Raw genomic sequence first — 23066 nt, forward strand, 5'->3', positions numbered from 1 at the left:
TGTCGCCGCCTCGCGCCAACCCGGTCTACTGCGGGATAAACCGCAGCCGGTAGATCAGCGCGCTCTCCGCGTACATCCGTGGCAGCGGCAAGCCCACTGCGGCCAGCCAAGCGCCGTGGGCGGTGGGCGGCAGGGCGGCTTGGGCACCGGCGGCAAGTGCTGCGTCGTTGAGCGGGCTGCTGGTCCACTCGGGTGGGGTCGGGTCCAGCCGCTCGATGGTGTAGTGCGCCGCCGGGCGCAGCATGGGAAGGCGCAGGGGCGGTGTGTTGCGGTGGGTAGTGGGCGCGGTGCGGTACACCAGCAGCAGAATTTCGCTGGCACCGGCGTCGCCATGGGCTTGCCAGACCACGCCGTCGCCAGCCTCGCCCAGCCACACCTGGCCGGTGTGCAGGCGGTTGCGTAGCTGTTTGTACATGCCCACCCAGCGGCCCAGGGCCATGCGGTCTTCGTCGCTCATGTGGCGCACGTCTGCCTCAATGCCCAGGTGCCCGCTCAACGCAACACCGGCACGGAAGTTCAGGCTCTGGCTACGGCCGGTGGTGTGCGCCGGGGCTGGGCCGATGTGGGCGCCCAGAATCTCTGGGGGCAAAAATTGCAGCGCGCCGCGCTGGATGGCCACGCGCGAGAGTGCGTCGTTGCAGTCGCTGGTCCAGACGCGGTGGGTGTGGGCGAGCACACCCATGTCCAGCCGCGCGCCGCCGGAGGCGCAGCTTTCAATCTCCAGCTGCGGGTGGGCTGCGCGCACCCGGTCCACCAGTGCATACAGCGCGTGCACAAACCGGCGGTAGGCCGGGTGGCCCAGCGCGTTGCCTGCGGTGGTGAGGTCGCGGTTCATGTCCCACTTGAGGTAGGCAATGGGCACATTGCTCAAGAGCGCGTGCAGCTTGGTAAACAGGTAGTCGGCCACCTCGGGGCGGGCCACGTCCAGCACCAGCTGGTTGCGCATGGTGAGCAGGGGGCGGCCTTCCAGCTGCAGCGCCCAGTCGGGGTGGGTGCGGAAGAGCTGGCTGTCGGGATTGACCATTTCGGGCTCGACCCACAGGCCGAACTCCATGCCCAGCTGGTTCACATGGCGGGCCAGGGGTTGCAGGCCATCGGGGTATTTAGCGGGGTCGGGCCACCAGTCGCCCAGGGCGGCGCGGTCGCTGTGGCGGCCCTGGAACCAGCCGTCGTCGAGCACAAAGCGCTCCACGCCCACGCTGGCGGCGGCTTCAGCCAGTGCCCGGATGTCGTCGGTGCGGTGGTCAAAGTACACCGCCTCCCAGGTGTTGAGGTGCACCGGGCGCGGGCGCATGCGGCCACCGGGCCAGGGCACGCGGCTGCGCACGGTGGCGTGGAAGTTCGCAGCCAGGCCGTTCAGGCCCTGCACCGAGCAGCTGGCAAACAGGGTGGGCGTTTGCAGTCGCTCGCCTGCGCCCAAGCGCACTTCGCCGGGGGCCAGCCACTCGCCCATTTGCCATTGGTATTGCCCGTCGTGCAGCCACTCGATGGCCTGGCGGTGGTTGCCTGACCACGCCAGGTGCGCGCCATACACCGTACCCGCGTGTTCAGTGCTGCCGGGCGTGGTGACTACGGCACCGGGAAAGCTGTCGTGCGAGGTGCGGCCGCGCCGGTTCTCGCGCTGCCAGGTGCTGCGCGAAAGGGCATCCACTTGCAACTGAAATTCGTTGGCCCACTGGCCGGTGTAAGAGCGCACCGCTTGGGCGTTGCCCGGCAGCGGCACGGTGCCTGCGGCCAGCCACTGCACGTCCAGCACATCAGGCCCGTCGTTCACCAGGGTGGTGCTGAGCTGCAGCACATCGTGCGCGTCCAGCGCCATGTGCAGCGTGAGGCGCAGTTGCGCCACGCTATCAGTGAGGTGGATGGCAATGCGCTTGCCGGTGAGCAGGGTTTCCACCTCGCAGTGGGTGAACTGTTGCGCAAACTGCTGGCCGCTTCGGTGGGCCAGCAAGGCGCTTTGCATGTACCAGCCCACGCCGAAGGTGGGGGCCACGGTCAGCGGCTGGTCGAACTCCATGCTGCTGGGCGGGATGGCCCTGCCATCGCGCAGCGGAGCCAGGGGCACGCAGTTGTCCGGCAGGCGGGGGCCCCAGTAGCGCCACAGCGGCGCCTCACCCGGGCGCACCTCCAGCACCACGCTGGTGTGGGTGCCATGCAGCGTGGTGAAGGTGGCAGAAGCCTCGGGTGCGTGGGTGCTCATGAGCCGTAAATGCGGGCGCCGCTCTTGTCGAACAACAAGGCCTTTGTAGCATCAAAGCGGGCTTCCATGGCCTGGCCGGAGCGCAGCTCGCGGCCGTTTTTGCTCTCGATAACCACCATCACGCCGCCGCTGGAGCGGGCGTAGGTAAAGGTCTCGCCGCCCAGGTGTTCCAGCATGTCGATGGTGACGGGCAGGACGGTATCGCCCTGCTCCTGGAAGTGCTCGGGCCGCACGCCCACCGACACCTCGCTGCCTACGGCCGGCAAGGTGCCGCCCAGGGGCAGCTGGATGGTGGTGTTGTCAAAACCGTTGAGGCTGATCTGGCAGCCATTGCCGCCATTCACGGGGGCGTGACCGGTGACCTTGCCTTCAAAGAAGTTCATGCGCGGCGAGCCGATGAAGCCGGCCACAAAGGTGTTGGCCGGGTTGTCATACAGTTCAAGCGGCGCACCCACTTGCTCGACCACGCCGGCGCGCAGTACGACGATTTTGTCGGCCAGGGTCATGGCCTCCACCTGGTCGTGCGTCACGTAGATGATGGTGCTGCCCAGCTCGCGGTGCAAACGCGCAATCTCGATGCGCATGTGTACGCGCAGCTCGGCGTCGAGGTTGGAGAGTGGCTCGTCAAACAAGAACACTTGCGGGTCGCGCACGATGGCACGGCCGATGGCCACGCGCTGGCGCTGCCCGCCCGACAGGGCCTTGGGCTTGCGGTCCATCAGCGGCTCGAGGCCCAGAATTTTGGCAGCGGCGTCTACCTTGCTTTGGACCACGTCTTTGGCCACACCGGCGTGCTTGAGGGCAAAGCCCATGTTTTCGCGCACTGTCATGTGGGGGTAGAGCGCGTAGCTCTGGAACACCATGGCAATGCCGCGCTTGGACGGGTCCACATGGTTCATGACCTGGTCGCCGATGCGCAGCTCGCCGCTGGTGATGTCTTCTAGGCCCGAGATGGCGCGCAACAGCGTGGACTTGCCGCAGCCCGAGGGGCCCACGAACACCACGAATTCGCCGTGTTTGATGTCGAGGTCCACGCCCCGAATGATGTCGATCTCGCCGAATGATTTGCGGACCTGGGTGAGTTTGACGTCTGCCATGTTCTATTCCTCGTCGACTCGGTTGTTTACGCGGCGCGCAGCGTGACGCGCTGCTCGCCCATGCGGCGGGTGGATACGCTCAGGGTAATGTCGCCCACCGCGCCAGTGGTTTCCAGCCAGAAGCCGGTGGTACCGCCCTTGAGCGTGAGCAAATCGGGCCCCAGCAGCTTGGCTGCGCCGGTGACTTGCACATGCACCACGTCGTCCATAAACGGCAGCAGGCGGCCGGCTTGGTCGAGCGCGCGCACGATGACGCGGGTGGCGTCCTTCTCATGGGCGTGCAATTGCGTGTCGTCCACCTGCACTTGCAAGGTGGTAGGCACCGGGTTGCCCGAGAGCTTGACGGTGGAAACCGCCTTGCCGTTGATGTAGCCCGTCACCGTGGCATCGCGCCACAGCATGCCCCAGGCGCCCAGGTCGTTCATGTTGACGTGGCGGCTGTCAAAGATGACCGGCGCGTGCGGCAGGTGGGGGTACAACGCGCGGTCAGGCTCGGCGCGCTTGGGCGCGAAGTCGCCCACTTGCAGTTCCACGTAGTCGCAGTTGGTGAGCACGATCAGGGGCAGCACCTCGCAGCGGTCTTTCTCGCCACGGGCCCAATAGGTCACGGGTTGCAGCACCACTTGCTCTGCAGGGCTGCACTGGCTGGTGTAACCCCAGGCGGCGAACTTGGGTTCGCGGAAGATGTCCATCACGCCGTGGTGGCAGATGCGGTCGCCCGCGCCGAAGTCTTTGTGGGTGTTGTAGTCAAACATGCACCAGCCAATGGCGCCGCTGATGACGGGGTTTTCATACGCCTTGTTCAGCACATCCAGATGCCGGCGCACATGCTCTGCCTGGCGGTCTTCGGGGTCGATGCGCTTGGTAGGGTACATGTGGCCGTTGAACTCGGTCACCAGATACGGCACCTCGTGGGCCAGGCCGGTCACTTGGCGTGGCTGGCGCAGCGGGGTGGGGGCAATGCCCTTCATCCACTCCGGGGGGGCCACGTGGCAGAAGTCGTTCACGGTGTACACGTCTTCCAGCAGCTCGCTGTTTTCGATGTAGCGCACGCCACCGGTCTGGCGGGTGCTGTCCAGGCTGCGGGCCATGGCGTTGGTGCGGGTGTAGAAGTCGTGGTTGTCTTGCGACTCGTTGATGCGCACGCCCCAGATGATGATGGAGGGGTGGTTCCAGTCGCGCTCGACCATGCGGCGCACGTTCTCCACCGACTCGTCCTGCCAGGCCTGGCCGCCAATGTGCTGCCAGCCCGGAATCTCTTCAAACACCAGGAGGCCGATTTCGTCACACCGGTTCAGAAAGTAGGTGGACTGCGGGTAGTGCGAGGTGCGTACAAGGTTGCACTTGAGCACGTCCTTCATGACGTCGGCGTCTTTGGCCTGGGCGCGTTGGCCCATGGCGTAGCCTACATAGGGGTAGCTCTGGTGGCGGTTGAGGCCGCGAATTTTGAGTGGCTTGCCGTTGAGGAAGAAGCCTTCGGTGGTGAAGCGCGCGGTGCGGAAGCCGAAGCGGGTGCTGTGCTGGTCGCTGCCGGCGCTGGTGTTCAGCGTGACGCGGGCCACATACAGCACAGGGCTGTCCAGCTCCCACAGCGCGAGGCCGGACAGTGCTTCAAACGAGGCGCTGAATTCCGCGCCCGCCACGTCCACGGTTTGCTGGTGCAGCACGGTGCCATCGATGGCGCACAGCTCTACCAGTGCGGTGCCTGTGAAGGTCACTTGGGTGGGGTTGGCCAGAAAGCCTTTGACGGTGACGCCCTTGGCGTCGCTGAGTTCGTTAGCGGTTTCAACCTTGAGGTTGGCAATGGACACCGCGTCGGTCACTTGCAGCCACACATCGCGGTAGATGCCGGCGTAGGTCAGGTAATCGATCTGGCCGCCGAAGGGGGGGATTTCGGGGTTCTCGCTGCCGTCCACCTTCACGGTAATGAGGTTGTCGCCCTCTTGGAGCAAACCGGTGAGGCGGGCGCTGAAGGGGGTGTAGCCGTCTTTGTGCGCGGCAACTTGCTGGCCATTGACCCAGACCACGCTGTTGGCCATGGCGCCGTCAAAGCTCAGGGCCACTTCGCGGCCGGCAAATGCGGGTTGCCAGGCCAGGGTGTACTGGTAGGCAAATTCCTTCTGGAATGCGCGTTCGTCGAAGTAGGTCATGTCCAGGTCGACGGCGTTGTGCGGCAGGCGCACGGCCTCGCCGGCAGCGGCCTTGGCGATGAGTTCAGACGAAAAAGAGGTGTGAAAAGTCCAGCCCGAGACGAGCTTGGTAACGGTACGCATGTGAAAAGCCTTATTTGACGGAGCCCAGCATGCCCTGTACGAACTGCCGTTGCATTGCGAAAAAGACGACCAGGGTGGGCAGGGTGGCGAGCATGGCCGCCAGCATGATCACGCCGAAGTCGGGGAAATAGGCCGAGCCCAGCGAGGACAACACCAGGGTGATGGTTTTGAGCTCGGGGGACTGCAGCACGATGAGGGGCCAGAGGAAGTTGTTCCATGCTGCCATGAACACGATGATGAATGCCGCCGCATAGGTAGAGCGCATCACCGGCACATACACAAACAGGAAGATCTGCCATTCCTTGAGGCCGTCCAGACGCGCGGCTTCGCGCAGCTCGGGCGGGAAGGCTTTGGTGCTCTGGCGAAAGTAAAAAATGATGTACGCAGAGGCGAGGGCCGGCAGGATGACGGCGAGGTGCGTGTCCAACAAATCGAACTTGGCCATCAGGATGAACAAGGGGATCATCAGCGCAGCAAACGGAACCATCAGCGTGAGCAGCAGGCCGTTGTAGACCCGCTCCCGGGCCTTGGAGCTGAACACTTCAAAACCGTATCCGGCCATGGACGAGATGACCAGCGTGAAGAAGCCGCCGATGATGGCGATCTTCCCGGAGTTCCAGAAGACCTGGGCCACATCAAAGGTTTTGTTGAGCTTTTCCAGGTTCTGCAGAAAGGCGCTGCCGAAGGTGAATTTGCCTTTGGTGACGTCCACCGAAGCATTGGTGGAGCTGATCACCATCCAGGCAAAGGGGAAGATGGAAACAAAGGCCATGACCCCCAGAAAGAGGTAGACGCCGGCCATGCGGAATTTTTCTGCCCAGTTGGTCATGTCAGTTGCGCTCCCGGGCGGCATAAAACTGGATGGCAGCCAGCGCGGCCACCAGCAGCACGATGACGTAAGACACCGTAGCGGCGTAGCCGAAGTTGGGCACGAATTTGAATGACAGGTTGTAGATGTACATGGACAGGGTGAGCGTGTTGTCCGAGAACACGGTGCCCACGGTGGTGATGTTCATGGGTTCATCAAACAACTGCAGGGTGCCGATGGTGGAGGTCACCGTGGTGAACAGGATCACCGGCTTGAGATTCGGGATGGTGATGGAGACAAAGCGGCGGTAGGCCGAGATGCCATCAATGCGGGCTGCCTCGTAGATCGACTTGTCGATGTTCTGCATGGCCGCGAGGTAGAAGATCATGTTGTAGCCGGTCCAGCGCCAGGTGATGGCGATGATGATGACTACCTTGGACCAGAACGGGTCGTTGAGCCAGGGGATGGGCTCAGCAATGAGGCCCAGCCACGCCAGCGCGTGGTTGACCAGGCCGTCATACGAGAACATGCTTTTGAACACCACCGAGTACGCCACCAGCGAGGTCACGCACGGCAGAAATACTGCCGTGCGCAACAGCCCGCGAAAGCGCAGGTTCGGCATGTTGAGGCAGCTGGCCATGACCAGCGCCAGCAACAGCATGATGGGCACTTGGATCACCAGAAAGATGCAGGTGTTCTGCAGTGCTTTCAGAAAGACAGGATCACTCGCCAGACGCACGATGTTGCCCACGCCTACGAACTCAACCACCGTTCCCTGCCCGGCATGCAGGGACATCCATAGCGAATGAACGATCGGGAAGGCCATGAAGACCCCGATCAGCCCGAGGGCGATGGAAACAAATAGCCAACCGTTGACGTCGTAAAAACGCCGGTAGCTGGTCGTGGGCTTTGGCGCCATGGTGCTCCTTGGGTGCAGTGTTGCCGTGACTTACTTGATTTGCGAGGCGAGCTGGTTGTGGATGTTTTCCAGCGCCTTCTCGACCGGCATGCCTTGTGCCAGACCGGGCAGCTGGGCGGCCACGGCAGCGTCACCTTCGGCGGTGTAAATGCCGTAGTTCACGCTAGGCACTTTGCCCATCCAGTCGCTGAACTTTTGCCAGACCTTGTCGCCACCGAAGAAGGGGTCGGCTTCAGAGTACGCCTTGCCACCACGGGATGCCAACAGGGAACCCACCGCACCGCGGGATTGCAGGATGGTTTGGTAGAAGTCCACATCCTTGGCGTAGATCTGGTTCAGGAAGTCCACAGCCGCTGCCTTTTCCTTGCCGCTGGACAGCACATACCAGCTGGAGCCGCCCAGGTTGGAAGCGTTGGTTGCGCCGGGCACATTCAGGCGCGGTGTGGCGGCCACAGCCCATTTGCCGGACTGGCTGGCTTCCGCCTTCACGGAGCCGGTGATCCACACGCCGGTAATTACGGAGGCGACGTCACCCTTGTTCAGCGCGCCGACCCACTCGCCCCAGCCGGAGGTGGGCTTGTAAACGCCGGTCTGCATGAACTTGACCTGGGTTTCCAGCGCGGCCTTCAGGGCGGGGTTGTTCTTGATGTCGAGCTTGCCGTCTTTGTCAAAGTACCAGCGGCCTGCGGACTGCATCATGATGCGGATGCTGGCGATGTCCTGGGGGTCCATGGCGAACATCTTCTTGCCGGTTTTTGCTTCGACTTGCTTGCCGATTTCCAGGTAACGGTCCCAGGTGATGTTCTGCATGTCCTTGTCGCTGAAGCCGGCCTGCTTGATCAGGTCGCTGCGGTAGTACATGCCGGTGGTGCCGGTGTCAAAAGGCAGGCCGTAGACTTTGCCGCCCATGGTCATCAGGTTGACCTTGTAGTTGGCAAACGCCTTGTGATCCACTTTGCCGGACAGGGGCTCAAACGCGCCGGGGAAGGAGCGCAAATACTTGGGTGCGTTGTAGTCCTCGACCAGCACGATGTCGGGCAGGGTCTTGGTCACGCCTGAGGCCAGGGTGGTCTGCAGCTTTTGCTCCACATCGGCTTTGGCCATGTCCATGATTTTGAAAGTCACACCGGGGTTCTTGGCGGTGTAACGCTTGGCCGCCTCTTGCATGATGGCGATGTTGAAGTTCGGGTCCCATGCCCAGATGGTGACTTCGCCGGCATTGGCGGCGTGGCTGGCCATCAGGCCGGTGCCGCCCAAGGCCAAGCCGAGCATGGCGGCTGCGGTGGAACGGATCGTGAAGCGTTTGGCGAAATTCATAGTGATTCTTCCTGTTGATATGGGGTCAGGCACGTCATGCGGGGCGAACCGTAGCATGCGTATCTGTTGTCTCCAGAGTCCGGGCCTGCCAAAAAAAGTGGGGCGGGTCAGGCTCTGCCTTTGTGAATGAAACCAGAGTGTGTTGGGGTTGAATCCTGGTACCGGCTGGCGTCCTTTCGTAAATTTAAGCGGTTAAATTTCTGACTGAAACACATGTCGACATTCGTACCGCCACCGGTCCGGAAGGCTTGCAGACCCGCCGGGGAGACATCCGTAAATTTAAAATTTAAGCGGTTAAATTCGACAATTTTTCGAGTATACCTATGGGTATCCGCAAAAAAACCGGCTCCTAGGGTAAGTCCTAGGGATCAAAAAAAGTATCAATCGATGCCAATTCACACCAAGTTGCAGTGCCCATGGCTACCCTGAGTGAAGTCGCCCGCCTGGCAGGAGTCACCACTGCCACGGTGTCCAATGTGCTGCGCAATACCCAGAAGGTGAAGCCAGCCACAGTGCAAAAGGTGCAAGAGGCGATTGCCGCGACCGGCTACCGCCCCAACCTGATGGCACGCGCACTGGCCGAAGGCAAGTCGTCCATGGTGGCGCTGGTGCTGCCCGACATCAACAACCCCTTCTACCCCGAGTTCGTGCGGGTGGCCGAGCGGGTGGCGCGGCACCGCAACTACTTTCTCATGGTGTGCAACACCGACGAGCGCCCTGACATCGGCCGCGCGTATCTGCACCAGATTGCCGGCACGCTGGCCGACGGCGTGCTGGTGCTGCACACCGGTATCAGCGCGGACGACATCAATGAGCTGAAGACCCGGCGCTCCCCCATCGTGTTGGCGTCCGAAGAGCAGGTGGACCTCGCCAACCGCATTCCCCATGTGGTGGTTAACTTCCACCGCGCGGGCGAAATTGCAGGGCAGCATTTGCTGGACTTGGGCCACCAGCGCATCGGTGCCATCGTGGGTTGCGGCCTGGAAGGCATGCAGCTCGGGCGTCTGGACGGGTTCAAAAGCGCCTTGTCTGCCGCTGGCATTGCGCTGGCTGAGCCAATGGTCCGCAATGTGAGCGACACCGTGGCCGGCGGCCATGAGGCCACCGACTCATTGCTGGAGCAGCACCCCGACATCACCGCCATTTTTTGCACCAACGATTTGATGGCCTATGGCGCCAGCCAGGCCCTGGCCGACCGGGGCATCCGCATCCCGCAAGACATTTCGCTCATCGGCATCACTGACATCCAGCTAGCACGCGACATGCGCCCGGCACTCACCACCGTGGCCTTGGGCATTGAGCAGGTGGCCACCATCTCCATCAACCTGCTGTTGGATTTGATTGAAAACCCCCAGCACGAACCGACCATCGTGCACGTGCCCGATCCGGTGCTGGTAGTGCGGGCCTCCACCGGCTCGGTGCGCAGCGGCACCTGAGGTACGGGCCGCCGTGGCGGCCTACAGTGTGTCGATGGGGTTGTGAGCCGTGTCGTCGCCGATGGCGAAGCGGTGCCGGCAGCGGGTGTAGAAGCTTGCGCCGAAGCGACCCACCGGGTGGTAGTCCTGCAGGTGCACGCGCCACTTTTCGGTGTCAATCAGGCCATCGCGCGCGCTCATCCACAGCACCCGGCCTATGAATACATAGCGGCTGGGTGTTTCCAGTGTTTCGTGCAATACGCATTCAAACGCCACCGGCGCCTCCGCAATGCGCGGCGGGCGCACGCTGTGCGACGGGGCAGCATGCAGGCCCACCGCGTCCAGCTCACTCACCGAGGCCGGGAAGGTCTGGCCGCAGGCGTGCATCTGGGCGGCCAGAGGTTCGTCCGTCATGTGCACGACGAACTCGCGCTGTGAAAGTATGTTGGCCGCCGTGTCCTTGAGCTGCCCGTCCTGCAAGCGGTTGATGCTGAGCATGACAACCGGCGGGTCCTCCCCCAGCATGTTGAACATGGAAAACGGTGCGGCGTTCACCACGCCCGCTGCGTTCAGGTTGGTGACCAGCGCAATCGGCCGCGGCACGATGAGGCTGGCCATGAGCTTGTAGCGCTGGTAGGCGGTGATCTGTGAAAAGTCGACTTCGGTCATGCGCAACGTGCACGCAAGGGACGTGCCGCTAAACCGGAGTGGAGAAGTCTGCTATCAAAATAGAAGCTGCCCGCGCACATTCCGTAGGAGTTGCGGGCACTTTTTACCTAAAAATGCCTGCGACGCTGATCAGGCGGTCGCTGCGGTGAACGCAATCTCCAGCAGATAGTCCGGGCTGGCCATCTCGGCGCTCACGCACACACGGGCCGGTGCGCAACCCTCTGGGAGCCATGCTTGCCACGCGGCGTTGAAGGCTGCACGGTCAGCCATGTGCTTGAGGTAGATGGTGGCAATCAGCAAGCGGCTTTTGTCGCTACCGGCCAGCGCCAACGTGCGCTCGGCTTGTGCAAACACAGCCTGCGATTGGCTGGTGATGTCGGTGCCACTTTCGGGCACTTCCACAAAATAAGCAGTGCCGTTGTGCACCACCGCGTCCGACCATTGGGCGGCGGGGTTGATGCGTTGGATGGGGGAGACTGTCATAGGGAATCCTGTTCAGAGCTTGACGCTTTGGCGCATCCTACTTGAGGCGGCGTTTTCCGCCTTTTACCGGCTTGGCCGCTTGCGGCAGCGTCATCGTGTCCAGCTGCAGCATGGTGTCCAGGTGGCTCATGAAGTGGTGCAGGTAGGCGGGAGACAGGTCTTGCATCAGACCCAAAGTGCGCAGCACCAGCCGGTGGGAGTTGAGCGGACCGGCGTTGGCGGGGCCTTGTTGCAGCGCGTGCTCCACCTGGTCTTGCACCTTCATGCGTTGCCACGACTGGCGGAACTGCTGCACACTTTTCAGTTCCACAGCGCCCGCGGGGCTGAATGCCGCCGCCGCGTTTTCGGACCCTGTGGCGGAGCTTTGCATGCTGCGGTTCAGGGCCTTCAGGGCGTTGAGGCCATTGCGAGGAATCGCTGTGCGCGGCCGCACCTGAAGCTGGCGCATGCGCTCCAGCAGGGTGGGCATGGCGTGCGACGCGTCAGTCATGGGCAGCTTGCGTACCCTTGGGCACCGGGGCCATTTCCACGCGGCGGTTCAGGGCCCGGCCGCTCTCGCTCTGGTTGGATGCCACGGGCTGCTGTGCGCCAAAAGCCGCCGCAAACACGCGCGAGGCGGGCATGCCCTCTTCAATGAGCGCGCGCGTCACGGTGAGCGAGCGTTGGGCGGAAAGCTCCAGGTTGTCGGCAAAGTGGCGGTTGGCCCCCGAGACGGCTATGTTGTCCGTAAAGCCGCTGACCATGAGCATCTCATCCCGTTCACCCAGGTAGACCTGCAGTGGCGGAACCAGGCTTTTGAGCAACTGCCGCCCATCGGAGCGCAGTTGGTCGGAGTTGACGGCAAACAGCACACTGCCGCTGATGCCGATGCGCCCGTTGTTCAAGGTTACGCGGCCTGACTGCAAGGGAATGGCCAAGGCCTTCTCCAGCGCCATGCGGCGCTGTTCTTCCTGCTGGCGTTTTTTGACTTCGGATTCGAGGTTGGCGACTAGGTCCATCTGCACGACCAATACACCTACCAGAATCAGCACAAACGCCCCCAGCAGGCCGGCCATCAGGTCGCCAAAAGTAGCCCAGACCGGGGCGCTATCGACCCCGCTGTCGTCCATGGTGTCGATGTCCGTCATCACGCAGTCCCTGCGCTAGCGACGGCCTGATTGCGCAGCTTGCGAAGGTCTTCCACCACGGCCTTTTGCGAGCTCAGGCTGAGGTCGATCACCTCACGCGCCTGGGCCACGTAGTAGGCCAGTTGCTCGTCGCTGCGCTCCATGGATTGGTTGACTGCCGCCTCCACCCCTTGCAGGCTCTGGACCAGCTGCTCGCTGGTGCCCACAAACAGTTCCACCGCTTGCTGGAAGCTGCTGCCCAAGTGGGAGAGTTCGGTGGCACTGCCACCCACTTGCGCAGCCAGGTGGTCGGCCTTGTCGGCTTGAAGCGCCAAGGTTTGCGAAAACTGCTCCTGCACTTGCAGCAGCGTGTGGCCGGTGTTGGCGACCAAGGTGTCGATGGCGACGCGCTGGCCCTGCGTGGTGGCCTCGGCCGATTGCAGCACGCCGTGCAGCCGCTCCATGAGCTGTTGGCGCTCTTGCAGTGCAAGCGTGTCACGTTCGACCAGCTGGGTCATGCCGGTGCGCAGTTGCAAGGTCAGCTCGCTGATACGAGCCGCCGCCGCTTCGCTGCGGGCGGCCTCTTCCGCACGCAAGTCGCTCAGTCCGATGCGCCACAGGGTGGTAAGTTGGTCCATGCGGGCCTGCTGCTGTTCTGCCCACGCGGCTTCGGCCTGCTGTTGGGTAGCGACCAACGCTTCAGATTGCGTCAGCACACGGGCCATGCCGGCAATAGTCGCACTTGCTTGGCTGGCGGTGTGCTCGGTGATGGTGGCCACGTTGGCTTCCAGCGTGCGGGCCAAAGCCTGCTGCTGGGCCTGCGCGTGTTCGCCCGCGCGCTGCCATTCGGTCTGCAGGCTGGCGGTGCTCTCATTCAGGGCGCGTGCCCAGTCGGCCGTCAGGGTGTGGGTGCCTTCGTGGAAGGCGGCTTGTACGCCCTGGAGTTGCGCTTGCAAAGCTTCACGCATCTGCGTGTGTTGTTGGCGCGTCTCCGCCACCAGCTGCTGCAGGGCGGATTCCATCACCGGCACGATGGCTTCGCTGGTTTGCTTCGCACCCGCCAACAGGCTGTCTTGCAGGCTTTGCCCTACGGCAGTGGCCAGGCCGGTGTAAGCGCGGCCGACGTCGGCATGGAAGGCTTGTTGCTGGGCTTCGAGCCGGGTGTTCAGGGCCAGGTTGCGTTGCTCGATCTGCTCCATCAACTTGGCGAGTTGCTCTGCCACCGCAGGCAGTGCCTGCACCTGCTGCTGCTGGGCCAGGAGCCCTGCTTCACGTTGGTGGGCCAGGGTGAAGGGCCGCAGCACCGTGGCAATGCGAGTGTCCAGCAGGCGGGTGACTTGCAGGCGCTCGCGGCGGCAGAGTGCGGACACCAGACCCAGCAAAGCCGATGTCGCCACCCCAGCCACCGAGGTACCAAAGGACAAGCCAAGACCTTTGATAGGTGCCGCAAGCGCCGCGCGAATGGCTTGCAGGTCGGCAGAGCCTTCCAAGGCAAAGACGGCGCCTTTGAAGGTCATGACCATGCCCAGAAAGGTGCCCAGCATGCCCAGCATGACCAATAGTCCAACAAGGTACGGGGTGAGCGATGGGCCGGGCAGGCCCACGCGCTCACCCTCAATGCGTGCGCGCACGCTGGGTTGCAAAGCCGCAGGGACGCGGCCCAACCATGCAGCCAGCGATTCCAGCGGTTCGCCCATGTCGGTGAGCGCCTGCCTCAAGGACTTGGTGCTTGCGCGGTAGCGGGACATTTCCCGCAGGCCGATGGCATATACCGCGCCAATGAGCAACGTCATGCACAGAGCCAGATAGCTGGTGCCTACAAAGCCCAGCGCAATCCAGCCCACAAAAACAGTCCCCGCGCCTATAGCGGCAGGGATGACGAAACGGTTCATATCTTGTGTCATGGTGTGTCAGGCCCCGGTCTGCCAAGCCTCTACCAGGCCGGCGACGGGTTCCAATCTAAAGTGCAGTTCCGCCACCAGGGCGTCTTGAAAATCTTGTTCGAAAGTGGCCATGGAGAGCGCGGCATCCTGGCGATAACGGTGAAAACGCCGCTCCAGCAGTGCGGAGAGCTTGGCCAGCAGTGCCTGGGCGCGTTCACCCAGCATGTCTTCCAGGGTGGTGTCCATCAGGGCCAATTGGCTCAGGCGGGGGCTGGTGCGGGCGAGCACTTCGCGGCAATGCTGGCGGAACGGGCCTATGCGCAAGTCCATGCGGCGTTGGATGTCCAGGTAGCGCTGGCGGTAGCTGCCGTAGTCCTCATCTTCCGCCGGTTCGGGCGCCGCTTGGGCAATGCCCGCTACGCGCACCTGCGCAGGCACCGGCCGCACCGGCGCTTGCCGGATGAATCCGGTCAAGTCATCACGCAGTTGTTGCAATGCCTGGCTCAGGTCGGGCTCTTGAGCGGTACGGGGTGCCGCTGCCTTGGTGGCCTTGGTGATGGCGGGCAAGGCGCCACGCAATGCAATGGCATCCAGTGGCCCCAGCCACGCGCTCCAATGGAGTGCCCAGTCCGGCCGGGTGGGGCGGACTTCTATCGCACTCCAGGTTTCCAACAGACCGATGAGCCCCGGCGTTCCGGAACTCAAGGCCATCACACGTCGATGTTGCCGGCGCGCAAGGCGTTGGTTTCAATGAAATCGCGGCGGGGTTCGACTTCGTCACCCATCAGCATGGTGAACACGCGGTCGGCTTCAATGGCGTCGTCGATCTGGACGCGCAGCAGACGGCGCACGGTCGGGTCCATGGTGGTTTCCCACAGTTGTTCAGGGTTCATTTCACCCAAGCCTTTGTAGCGCTGGCGGCTGGAGGTGCGCTCGGCTTCTCCAATCAGCCAGGCCATGGCTTCGCGGAAGTCGGAGACCTTTTCTTCCTTCTGCTTCTCGCCTTCGCCGCGCATCACGCGGGCGCCTTCGCTCAGCAGACCGCGGAACGTGTTGGCAGCTTCGGCCAGGGCGGCGTAGTCGGCACCGTGCACAAAGTCCTGAGTGAGCACGCTGCTCTTCACGTTGCCGTGATGGCGGCGGCTGATACGCAAAATGGGCTTGTCAGTGCGGACATCGAATTCGCCGGCCACTTCGGCATCCGGCAACTTGGCTTGCAGGGCGGCAGCAGAGGCTTCGGCGTCAGCCACGGTGTCCAGTTTCAGGACGACACCGTCGGCCACGGAGCGCAGGGCCTCGGCGTCCATGAAGTTTTGAAGGCGGGCAATCACGGCCTGGGCCAATTGATGTTTACGGGCCAGCTCTGCCAGCGTGTCGCCACTCAAGGTGGTGCCGTTGGGTCCACCGGTGTAGACCGAGGCATTGACCAACGCGATGCGGAGCAAGTATCCGTCCAGTTCGGCCGGGCCTTGCAGGTAGAGCTCTTCTTTGCCGGATTTCACTTTGTACAGTGGGGGCTGGGCAATGTAGATGTGGCCGCGCTCCACCAGCTCGGGCATTTGGCGGTAAAAGAAGGTCAAGAGCAGCGTACGGATGTGGGCACCGTCCACGTCCGCGTCGGTCATGATGATGATGCGGTGGTAGCGCAGCTTGGCGACGTTGAAGTCGTCCCCACCGGTGCTGCCACCGGCCTTGCCGATACCGGTGCCCAGGGCGGTGATCAGCGTCAGGATTTCGTTGCTGGTCAGCAGCTTCTCGTAACGGGCTTTTTCCACGTTCAGGATCTTGCCGCGCAAGGGCAGGATGGCCTGGAACTTCCGGTCGCGACCTTGCTTGGCAGAGCCGCCGGCGGAGTCACCCTCAACGATGTAGATTTCGCACAGGGCCGGGTCTTTTTCCTGGCAGTCAGCCAGCTTGCCGGGCAGGCCCATGCCGTCGAGCACCCCTTTGCGGCGGGTCATGTCACGGGCTTTGCGGGCGGCTTCGCGTGCGCGGGCGGCTTCGATGATTTTGCCGACGATGATCTTGGCATCGTTCGGGCGCTCTTCCAGATAGTCGGCGAGCAGCTTGCCCACGATGTCCTCCACCGGACCGCGCACTTCGCTGGAGACCAGCTTGTCTTTGGTCTGGCTGGAGAACTTGGGCTCAGGCACTTTGACCGACAGCACGCAGCACAGGCCTTCGCGCATGTCGTCACCGGTAACTTCGACCTTGGCCTTCTTGGCCATTTCGTTTTGTTCGATGTATTTGCTGATGACGCGGGTCATCGCGGCGCGCAGGCCGGTCAAGTGGGTACCGCCGTCACGCTGGGGAATATTGTTGGTGAAGCACAGCACCTGCTCGTTGAAGCCGCTGTTCCATTGCATGGCCACTTCCACGCCGATGTTGGTGCCCTGGTCGCTCTGACGGTCGCCCATCGCGTGGAACACGTTGGGGTGCAAAACGGTCTTGCCCTTGTTGATGAAGTTCACAAAGCCCTGCACGCCACCGGCGCCAGCGAAGTCGTCTTCCTTGCCACTGCGCTCGTCCTTGAGGCGGATGCGCACGCCGTTGTTCAGGAAGCTGAGTTCGCGCAGGCGCTTGCTCAGGATTTCGTAGTGGAAGTCGTTGTTTTCCTTGAAGATTTCGGTGTCTGGCAGGAAGTGCACTTCGGTGCCACGCTTTTCGGTGTCGCCGATGATCTTCATGGGCGAGACTTCGATGCCGTTCTGCGTTTCGACGATGCGGTTTTGTACAAAGCCCTTGCTGAATTCCAGCGTGTGGACTTTGCCGTCACGACGGATGGTGAGGCGCAGCATTTTGGACAGCGCGTTTACGCAGGACACACCCACGCCGTGCAGACCACCGGACACCTTGTAGCTGTTCTGGTTGAACTTGCCGCCGGCGTGCAGTTCGGTCAGCGCGATTTCTGCGGCGGAGCGCTTGGGTTCGTGCTTGTCATCGAGCTTGATGCCGGTGGGGATGCCACGGCCGTTGTCGACCACGCTGATGGAATTGTCGGAATGGATGGTGACCAGAATGTCGTCGCAATGGCCCGCCAGCGATTCGTCGATGGAGTTATCCACCACCTCAAACACCAAGTGGTGCAAGCCGGTGCCGTCGGACGTGTCGCCGATGTACATGCCGGGGCGCTTGCGCACGGCTTCCAGGCCTTCAAGAATCTGGATAGAGCCTTCGCCATAGGCCTCGGTCGCACCGGCTTGGTTGGTGTCGATGGTGGGCTGGAAGTTGGAACTGTCGGCTCCGCCCTCGCCCGTGTGCACAGCGCCATCAGCGTTTTCAGGGGTGGAAACCGACTTGTTTTCTTCAGTCATGGCTAGCTTCTCTTCGAAAAATCTCAAACTCTTGAATGACCAAACCCCCGGTGAGCGGGGGTTTGATTGCGCGGGGAGCTACTATTTTTGTAGCATCAGATTCTCATGGGCATCACGACGTATTTGAAGGTCGTGTTGTCGGGAATGGTGATCAGGGCCGAACTATTGCCGTCGGATAGCTCCACTTTCACCATGTCCTGGCTCATATTGCTCAGGGCATCGATTAGGTAGGTCACGTTGAAGCCGATCTCAATGCTGTCGCCGCCGTAGTCGATGTCCAACTCGTCCACCGCTTCTTCCTGCTCGGCGTTGTTGGACGCTACGCGCAGGCTGCCGGGATCAATGTTCAGGCGCACGCCCTTGAACTTGTCGCTGGTCAGAATGGCGGTGCGTTGCAGCGTTTTGAGCAACGCTTCGCGGCCCAGGGTGATGCTGTTCTTGTGGTTCTTGGGGATGACGCGGTTGTAGTCTGGGAACTTGCCTTCGACCAGCTTGGTCACGAATTCCATGCCGTCGAAAGTGAATTTGGCCTGGTTGTTGGCGAATTGCATCTCAATGGCGCCTTCGGCGTCAGACAACAAGCGTTGCAATTCGATGACCGTTTTGCGGGGCAGGATGACTTCCTGCTTAGGCACTTCCACATCGAGCGTGGCAGAGGCGAATGCCAGGCGGTGGCCATCGGTGGCAACCAGGCTGAGTTGCTTGCCTTCGGCGACAAACAGAATGCCGTTGAGGTAGTAGCGGATGTCGTGGACTGCCATGGCGAAGGACACCTGGCTCAGAAGGTCCTTCAGGGTTTTTTGCGGCACGCTGAACACGGGGCCGAAGCTGGCGCTTTCCTGCACCAGCGGGAAGTCCTCTGCTTGCATGGTCTGGAGCGTGAACTTGCTCTTGCCGCCTTTGAGGATGATTTTGCTTTGGCTGGATTCCAGAGACACCGTCTGGTCACCGGGCATGGTGCGCAATATGTCGATCAGCTTGCGCGCTCCGATGGTGGTGGTGAAGTTGCCGGTGTCACCGCCCAGTTCCGCAGTGGTACGGATTTGAATTTCGAGGTCGCTGGTGGTGAGTTGAAGGGAGGTTCCGGTCTTGCGCAACAGCACGTTGGCAAGAATGGGCAAGGTGTGGCGGCGTTCGACAATACCGGCCACCGATTGCAGAACCGATAAGACCTTGTCTTGCGTTGCCTTCAATACGATCATGTCAACCTCTTTGTGAAACTCTGCCAAACATTCAATCCTGCCATTTTCCCTGTTTTTTCAGTGAGTTACGGGGGTAGGCGCTTGTTTTTGCTGTTAACCCTTCAGGGTTTGCTCCAGAACGTGTAACTGTTGGTTCAGTTCAGTGAGCTGCTGGCGTTCACCGCCGATTTTGCGCACTGCATGCAGCACCGTGGTGTGGTCGCGCCCCCCGAACAACTCGCCGATTTCGGGCAGGCTCTTCTGGGTCAGCTCCTTGGCCAGATACATGGCGATCTGGCGCGGCCGGGCAATGCTGGCGGGACGTTTTTTGGAATACATGTCCGCGACCTTGATCTTGTAGTAGTCGGCCACCGTTTTTTGGATGTTTTCCACCGAAATCTGCCGGTTCTGGATGGACAGCAGGTCGCGCAGGGCTTCCCGGGCCAGCTGGATGGAGATTTCCTTTTGGTTGAAGCGCGAATACGCCAGGATTTTGCGCAGTGCGCCTTCGAGCTCACGGACGTTGGAGCGCACGTTCTTGGCCACGAAAAAGGCCACTTCTTCGGGCATTTCAGAGCCCTCGGCATGCGCCTTGTTGATCAGAATCGCCACCCGCATTTCCAGCTCCGGTGGCTCGATGGCCACGGTCAGGCCGGAGTCGAAACGGGAGACCAAGCGCTCGTGAATGTCGGCCAGGCCCTTGGGGTAGGTGTCGCTGGTCATCACGATGTGGGACTTCTTGGCCAGCAAGGCCTCAAAAGCATTGAAGAACTCTTCCTGGGTGCGGTCTTTGTTGGCAAAGAATTGCACATCGTCAATCAACAGCAGGTCCAGGGAGTGATAACGCTCCTTGAATTCGTCAAAAGTTTTGCGTTGGTAGGCCTTCACCACGTCCGACACAAATTGTTCTGCATGTATGTAAAGCACCTTGGATCCGGGTTTATCCACAAGCAGTCTGTTACCTACCGCATGCATCAAGTGGGTCTTGCCCAAGCCCACGCCGCCGTAGATAAACAAGGGGTTGTACAGGTGGCCGGGCATGGTAGCCACGTGCATGGCGGCGGCGCGCGCCATGCGGTTCGCGGTGCCTTCGACCAGACTCTCAAAAGTCAACATGCTGTTGAGCCGGCTCTTGGGTCCGCTGGCCACGCGGTCCTCGCCGACTTCCACTTCCTCAATGGCGGCGGGCACTTCTGCGGCACGGGGTGCCATGGCCGGACGCACGGGTGCTTCACGCGGAGTGATCACTAACTCTACGGAAACGGCTTGTCCGTAAAGCTTCTCCAGCATTCCCGCAATGCGCTGGCTGTATTGTGCGCGTACCCAATCCAGCTTGAAGCGGTTAGCCACAAAAACGGTAATTTTGGACATGTCCTCGTGAACGAGGGCCGTTAGCGGCTTGATCCAGGTGTTGAATTGCTGCTCGGGAAGTTCTTGTGCGAGTTGGTCTACGCAGCTTTGCCAAAGGCTTTGCCCGAGTTCAAAATTGGAGCCGTCGTGGGAGTTGGGATGGGAGCCCTGGGTCATTGTGCGGGTCAGCTTCTGTGGATAGTTGTTGTTTGCTGCGAAGCGGATTCTAATTTATCAATACTTTATCCACATTCCGCTGACCGCGTTGCACAGTTCGTGCAAAAGAATCTGATTCGTCCCTAAGGTGTTGCCCTGATTAATAAAGTTTGCGATAATCCGCGGTTCCCCTGATTGTGTTCGGGGCGATAAGACCGAAATCTGCGCTGTTAGGCCGTTGGTGGAATGCATCGATGGGTCGCGCAGATACCCACAGAGCCTGTTAGGAAAATTTCATGAAACGCACATACCAACCCTCCAAAATCCGTCGCGCACGTACCCACGGTTTCCTGGTCCGCATGAAGACACGCGGCGGCCGCGCTGTGATCAACGCACGCCGCGCCAAGGGCCGCAAGCGTCTGGCTGTCTAAGACGGCTTCGCTAACCAAAGCTTCCGGCTTTTGGTGAACGCGGAACCGCAAACCGGCAGACCGCCTGCCGTCAAGCGCCTTCAAACGCGCGCCCAGTTCCAAGCGGCTCTGGGTGGCACTACGGTTTCGAAAACAGCGCACTTTGCTTTGCATTGCTGCGCTGTTGGTGTTTCTGTGCCTGAAGAAGCTGTGCCGGTGTTTCCCGTGTCCGGGATCTGGCTGGGTGCCATGGTGCCCAAGCGTTGGGCCAAACGTGCTGTAACGCGTAACACCATCAAGCGGCAGGTGTACCACTTGGGCGTCGAGTTTGCTCCGGTGCTCAAGGAAAAAGCGCACCTCATCCGCTTACGCCGGGACTTTGACCGCAAGCAATTCGTGAGTGCCACTTCTGATGCGCTCAAGGCTGCGGTCCGGCAGGAATTGCTGGATCTGTTCGGTCAAGTTGTTGGCGCCCCTCCCTCACGCAGGCCAGCTCCTCTCCCGGAGTCCCAGGCATGATTCGGGGGCTGCTGATAGGTCTGATCAAAGGCTATCGTTTGTTGTTGAGCCCCTGGTTGGGCTCTGCGTGCCGTTTTAACCCCACATGTTCTGTGTACGCCTTGCAAGCTCTTGAGCGACACGGTGCGACAATAGGCAGCTATTTGATGGTTGCGCGTCTCGCGCGCTGTCACCCGTGGTGCGCGGGTGGGCACGATCCCGTGCCTGAGAATGCGCCGCGACTGTTCAGTCGCTTGATTCAATCCCCCTCTGAGAAGAAGTCTTCATGAACGATATTCGCCGCACCATTTTGTGGGTGATCTTTGGGTTCTCCATGGTTCTCTTGTGGGACCAGTGGCAGATCCACAATGGAAAGCAAGCCACTTTCTTCCCTAACCCTGCACAAAAAGCGGCCTCAGCTCCGGCTCCCGCGGTGAGTGCTTCGGCCGGCTTACCTGTTGCACCAGTGGCGGCAGGGCAGGCACCGGTCTCTACATCGGCTCCAGCCCTGGCGTCTGAGCGCTTTGAGGTCAGCACCGATGTGCTCAAACTGACGTTTGACACTCTGGGTGGTTCGCTGGTTCGTTCTGAATTCCTGCAGTACCTTGATTCCAACGACAAGTCCCGCAATTTCGTGTTGCTGGACGACACCAAAGACCGTTACTACCAAGCCCAGACTGGGTTGATCGGTGGCGCTGCGCCTGACAGCTTTCCGACCCATAAGTCGGTCATGGCAGTAAGTGGTGACAAGTCGCTCAAAGATGGGCAGGACGAGCTCAAGATTGTTTTCACCTCACAAGACACTGGTGGCATCAAGCTGGTGAAGACTTACACCTTGCGCCGTGGTGCATATGACATTGCGGTCAAGCACGAAGTCGTCAATACCGGTGCAACTGCACTGAACCCCCAGTTGTATTTGCAGCTGGTACGTGACGGCAACAAGCCTGCCGGCGAGTCCTCGTTCTATTCCACCTTCACAGGCCCAGCGGTCTATACCGACCTCAAAAAGTACCAGAAGGTGGAGTTCAGCGCTATCAAAAAAGGGAACGCTGACTTTGAGAAAGAGAGCTCCAATGGCTATATCGCCATGGTGCAGCACTACTTTGCCAGCGCCTGGATCTTGCCAGCGGACGTGAAGCGGACCTTCTCTCTGGATGCCAAAGATGTGGGTGCGACCGTCGCTGATTGCTGCTACCGCGCCACCATGATCACGCCGCTGGAAGCCGTGGCCCCCGGTCAAACCAAAGCTGTAGAGGCCAAACTGTTTGTCGGTCCCCAAGAGGAGAAAAAGCTCGAGGCTTTGGCACCCGGCATGGAGCTGGTGAAAGACTACGGCTGGTTGACCATTCTGGCCAAGCCCTTGTACTGGTTGCTCGACAAGCTGCACAGCTTCATCCAGAACTGGGGATGGTCCATCGTGGCCCTGGTGCTGCTGTTGAAAATCGCGTTCTACTGGCTCAATGCCAAGGCATACGCCAGCATGGCCAAGATGAAGGCGGTGAATCCTCGCATCATGGAAATGCGTGAGCGCCTCAAAGACAATCCGCAGCAGATGCAGCAGGAAATGATGAAGATCTACCGCGAGGAAAAGGTCAACCCCATGGGTGGCTGCTTCCCCATCATGATCCAGATTCCTGTGTTCATCGCCTTGTACTGGGTGCTCCTGTCCAGTGTGGAAATGCGCAATGCACCGTGGGTGATGTGGATTCATGACTTGTCATCGCCTGATCCTTATTTCATCCTGCCGGTTGTCATGACCTTGACGACCTTGCTGCAGACGGCGCTCAACCCTGCGCCACCGGACCCCCTGCAAGCCAAGATGATGTGGATCATGCCGTTGGCCTTCAGCGTCATGTTCTTCTTCTTCCCGTCCGGTTTGGTGCTGTACTGGATTACCAACAACATTCTGTCGATTGCTCAGCAGTGGATCATCAACACCCGCATGGGTGTGCCACCCCAGTTCAACCTGCCCAAGTTCAAGTAAAAG

20 protein-coding genes are annotated in these 23066 nt (G+C 61.1%); 5 read left to right on the forward strand and 15 right to left on the reverse strand.

Going from position 1 to position 23066, the window contains the following annotated elements; all coding sequences use genetic code 11:
* Positions 1-25 precede the first annotated feature (25 nt).
* The 6 genes from RAN89_RS03095 to RAN89_RS03120 are packed head-to-tail and all read right to left on the reverse strand — an operon-like array spanning position 26 to position 8614.
* Entirely contained in the window at positions 26-2200 is a 2175-nt protein-coding gene (locus RAN89_RS03095; RefSeq protein ID WP_313868202.1) for an alpha-galactosidase, read from the reverse strand.
* Entirely contained in the window at positions 2197-3297 is a 1101-nt protein-coding gene (locus RAN89_RS03100; protein WP_313868203.1) for an ABC transporter ATP-binding protein, read from the reverse strand. The genes RAN89_RS03095 and RAN89_RS03100 overlap by 4 nt, the downstream gene beginning before the upstream one ends.
* 26 nt (positions 3298-3323) lie before the next feature.
* Positions 3324-5570 (reverse strand): glycoside hydrolase family 2 protein, encoded by a 2247-nt coding sequence (locus RAN89_RS03105; RefSeq protein WP_313868204.1) that lies wholly within the window; start codon positions 5568-5570, stop codon positions 3324-3326.
* Positions 5571-5580: 10 nt separating this feature from the next.
* The gene (locus tag RAN89_RS03110; RefSeq protein ID WP_313868205.1) at positions 5581-6399 is read right to left on the reverse strand and encodes a carbohydrate ABC transporter permease; all 819 of its coding nucleotides are present in this window, start codon (positions 6397-6399) and stop codon (positions 5581-5583) included.
* Between the two features lies 1 nt (position 6400).
* Entirely contained in the window at positions 6401-7297 is an 897-nt protein-coding gene (locus RAN89_RS03115) for a carbohydrate ABC transporter permease (RefSeq protein WP_313868206.1), read from the reverse strand.
* A 30-nt stretch (positions 7298-7327) separates the two neighbouring features.
* Positions 7328-8614 carry an ABC transporter substrate-binding protein gene (locus RAN89_RS03120; RefSeq protein WP_313868207.1) on the reverse strand — a complete coding sequence of 429 codons (1287 nt, stop codon included), beginning with the start codon at positions 8612-8614 and terminating at the stop codon, positions 7328-7330.
* A 416-nt stretch (positions 8615-9030) separates the two neighbouring features.
* Here RAN89_RS03120 and RAN89_RS03125 point away from each other — a divergent pair, with 416 nt between their 5' ends.
* A complete protein-coding gene (locus RAN89_RS03125; RefSeq protein ID WP_313868208.1) occupies positions 9031-10050 on the forward strand; it encodes a LacI family DNA-binding transcriptional regulator in 1020 nt (339 codons plus the stop codon).
* Positions 10051-10071: 21 nt separating this feature from the next.
* On the opposite strand, the gene RAN89_RS03130 is transcribed toward RAN89_RS03125, so the two are convergent.
* The 9 genes from RAN89_RS03130 to dnaA all read right to left on the reverse strand — a co-directional run bounded on the left by RAN89_RS03130 (position 10072) and on the right by dnaA (position 20192).
* Positions 10072-10698, reverse strand: a complete 627-nt coding sequence (locus RAN89_RS03130; RefSeq protein ID WP_313868209.1) for a flavin reductase family protein — start codon at positions 10696-10698, stop codon at positions 10072-10074.
* Between the two features lie 129 nt (positions 10699-10827).
* A complete protein-coding gene (locus RAN89_RS03135; protein WP_313868210.1) occupies positions 10828-11181 on the reverse strand; it encodes a RidA family protein in 354 nt (117 codons plus the stop codon).
* Between the two features lie 37 nt (positions 11182-11218).
* Positions 11219-11671, reverse strand: a complete 453-nt coding sequence (locus RAN89_RS03140) for a DUF2894 domain-containing protein (protein WP_313868211.1) — start codon at positions 11669-11671, stop codon at positions 11219-11221.
* Positions 11664-12308 carry an OmpA family protein gene (locus RAN89_RS03145; protein ID WP_313868212.1) on the reverse strand — a complete coding sequence of 215 codons (645 nt, stop codon included), beginning with the start codon at positions 12306-12308 and terminating at the stop codon, positions 11664-11666. Before RAN89_RS03145 ends, RAN89_RS03140 begins: the two co-directional genes overlap by 8 nt.
* Positions 12308-14191, reverse strand: a complete 1884-nt coding sequence (locus RAN89_RS03150) for a hypothetical protein (RefSeq protein WP_313868213.1) — start codon at positions 14189-14191, stop codon at positions 12308-12310. Before RAN89_RS03150 ends, RAN89_RS03145 begins: the two co-directional genes overlap by 1 nt.
* A 6-nt stretch (positions 14192-14197) precedes the next feature.
* Positions 14198-14875 (reverse strand): DUF3348 family protein, encoded by a 678-nt coding sequence (locus RAN89_RS03155; protein ID WP_313868214.1) that lies wholly within the window; start codon positions 14873-14875, stop codon positions 14198-14200.
* Positions 14876-14880: 5 nt separating this feature from the next.
* Positions 14881-17484, reverse strand: a complete 2604-nt coding sequence (gyrB, locus tag RAN89_RS03160) for a DNA topoisomerase (ATP-hydrolyzing) subunit B (protein ID WP_313868215.1) — start codon at positions 17482-17484, stop codon at positions 14881-14883.
* A gap of 95 nt (positions 17485-17579) precedes the next feature.
* Entirely contained in the window at positions 17580-18686 is a 1107-nt protein-coding gene (dnaN, locus tag RAN89_RS03165) for a DNA polymerase III subunit beta (protein ID WP_087495810.1), read from the reverse strand.
* Between the two features lie 93 nt (positions 18687-18779).
* The gene (gene dnaA / locus RAN89_RS03170) at positions 18780-20192 is read right to left on the reverse strand and encodes a chromosomal replication initiator protein DnaA (RefSeq protein ID WP_313868216.1); all 1413 of its coding nucleotides are present in this window, start codon (positions 20190-20192) and stop codon (positions 18780-18782) included.
* 275 nt (positions 20193-20467) lie between these two features.
* On the opposite strand from dnaA, the gene rpmH reads away from it, so the two are divergent.
* From rpmH to yidC, 4 genes are read left to right on the forward strand one after another with little or no spacing between them, the layout of a single operon-like run.
* Entirely contained in the window at positions 20468-20602 is a 135-nt protein-coding gene (gene rpmH / locus RAN89_RS03175) for a 50S ribosomal protein L34 (protein ID WP_006299042.1), read from the forward strand.
* Between the two features lie 33 nt (positions 20603-20635).
* Positions 20636-21100 carry a ribonuclease P protein component gene (locus tag RAN89_RS03180; protein ID WP_313868217.1) on the forward strand — a complete coding sequence of 155 codons (465 nt, stop codon included), beginning with the start codon at positions 20636-20638 and terminating at the stop codon, positions 21098-21100.
* Entirely contained in the window at positions 21097-21369 is a 273-nt protein-coding gene (gene yidD / locus RAN89_RS03185) for a membrane protein insertion efficiency factor YidD (protein ID WP_087495813.1), read from the forward strand. Before RAN89_RS03180 ends, yidD begins: the two co-directional genes overlap by 4 nt.
* Positions 21366-23063 carry a membrane protein insertase YidC gene (gene yidC / locus RAN89_RS03190; protein WP_313868218.1) on the forward strand — a complete coding sequence of 566 codons (1698 nt, stop codon included), beginning with the start codon at positions 21366-21368 and terminating at the stop codon, positions 23061-23063. The genes yidD and yidC overlap by 4 nt, the downstream gene beginning before the upstream one ends.
* The last annotated feature ends 3 nt before the right edge of the window (positions 23064-23066 follow it).

Source organism: Rhodoferax mekongensis (assembly GCF_032191775.1).
GTDB lineage: Bacteria > Pseudomonadota > Gammaproteobacteria > Burkholderiales > Burkholderiaceae_C > Allorhodoferax > Allorhodoferax mekongensis.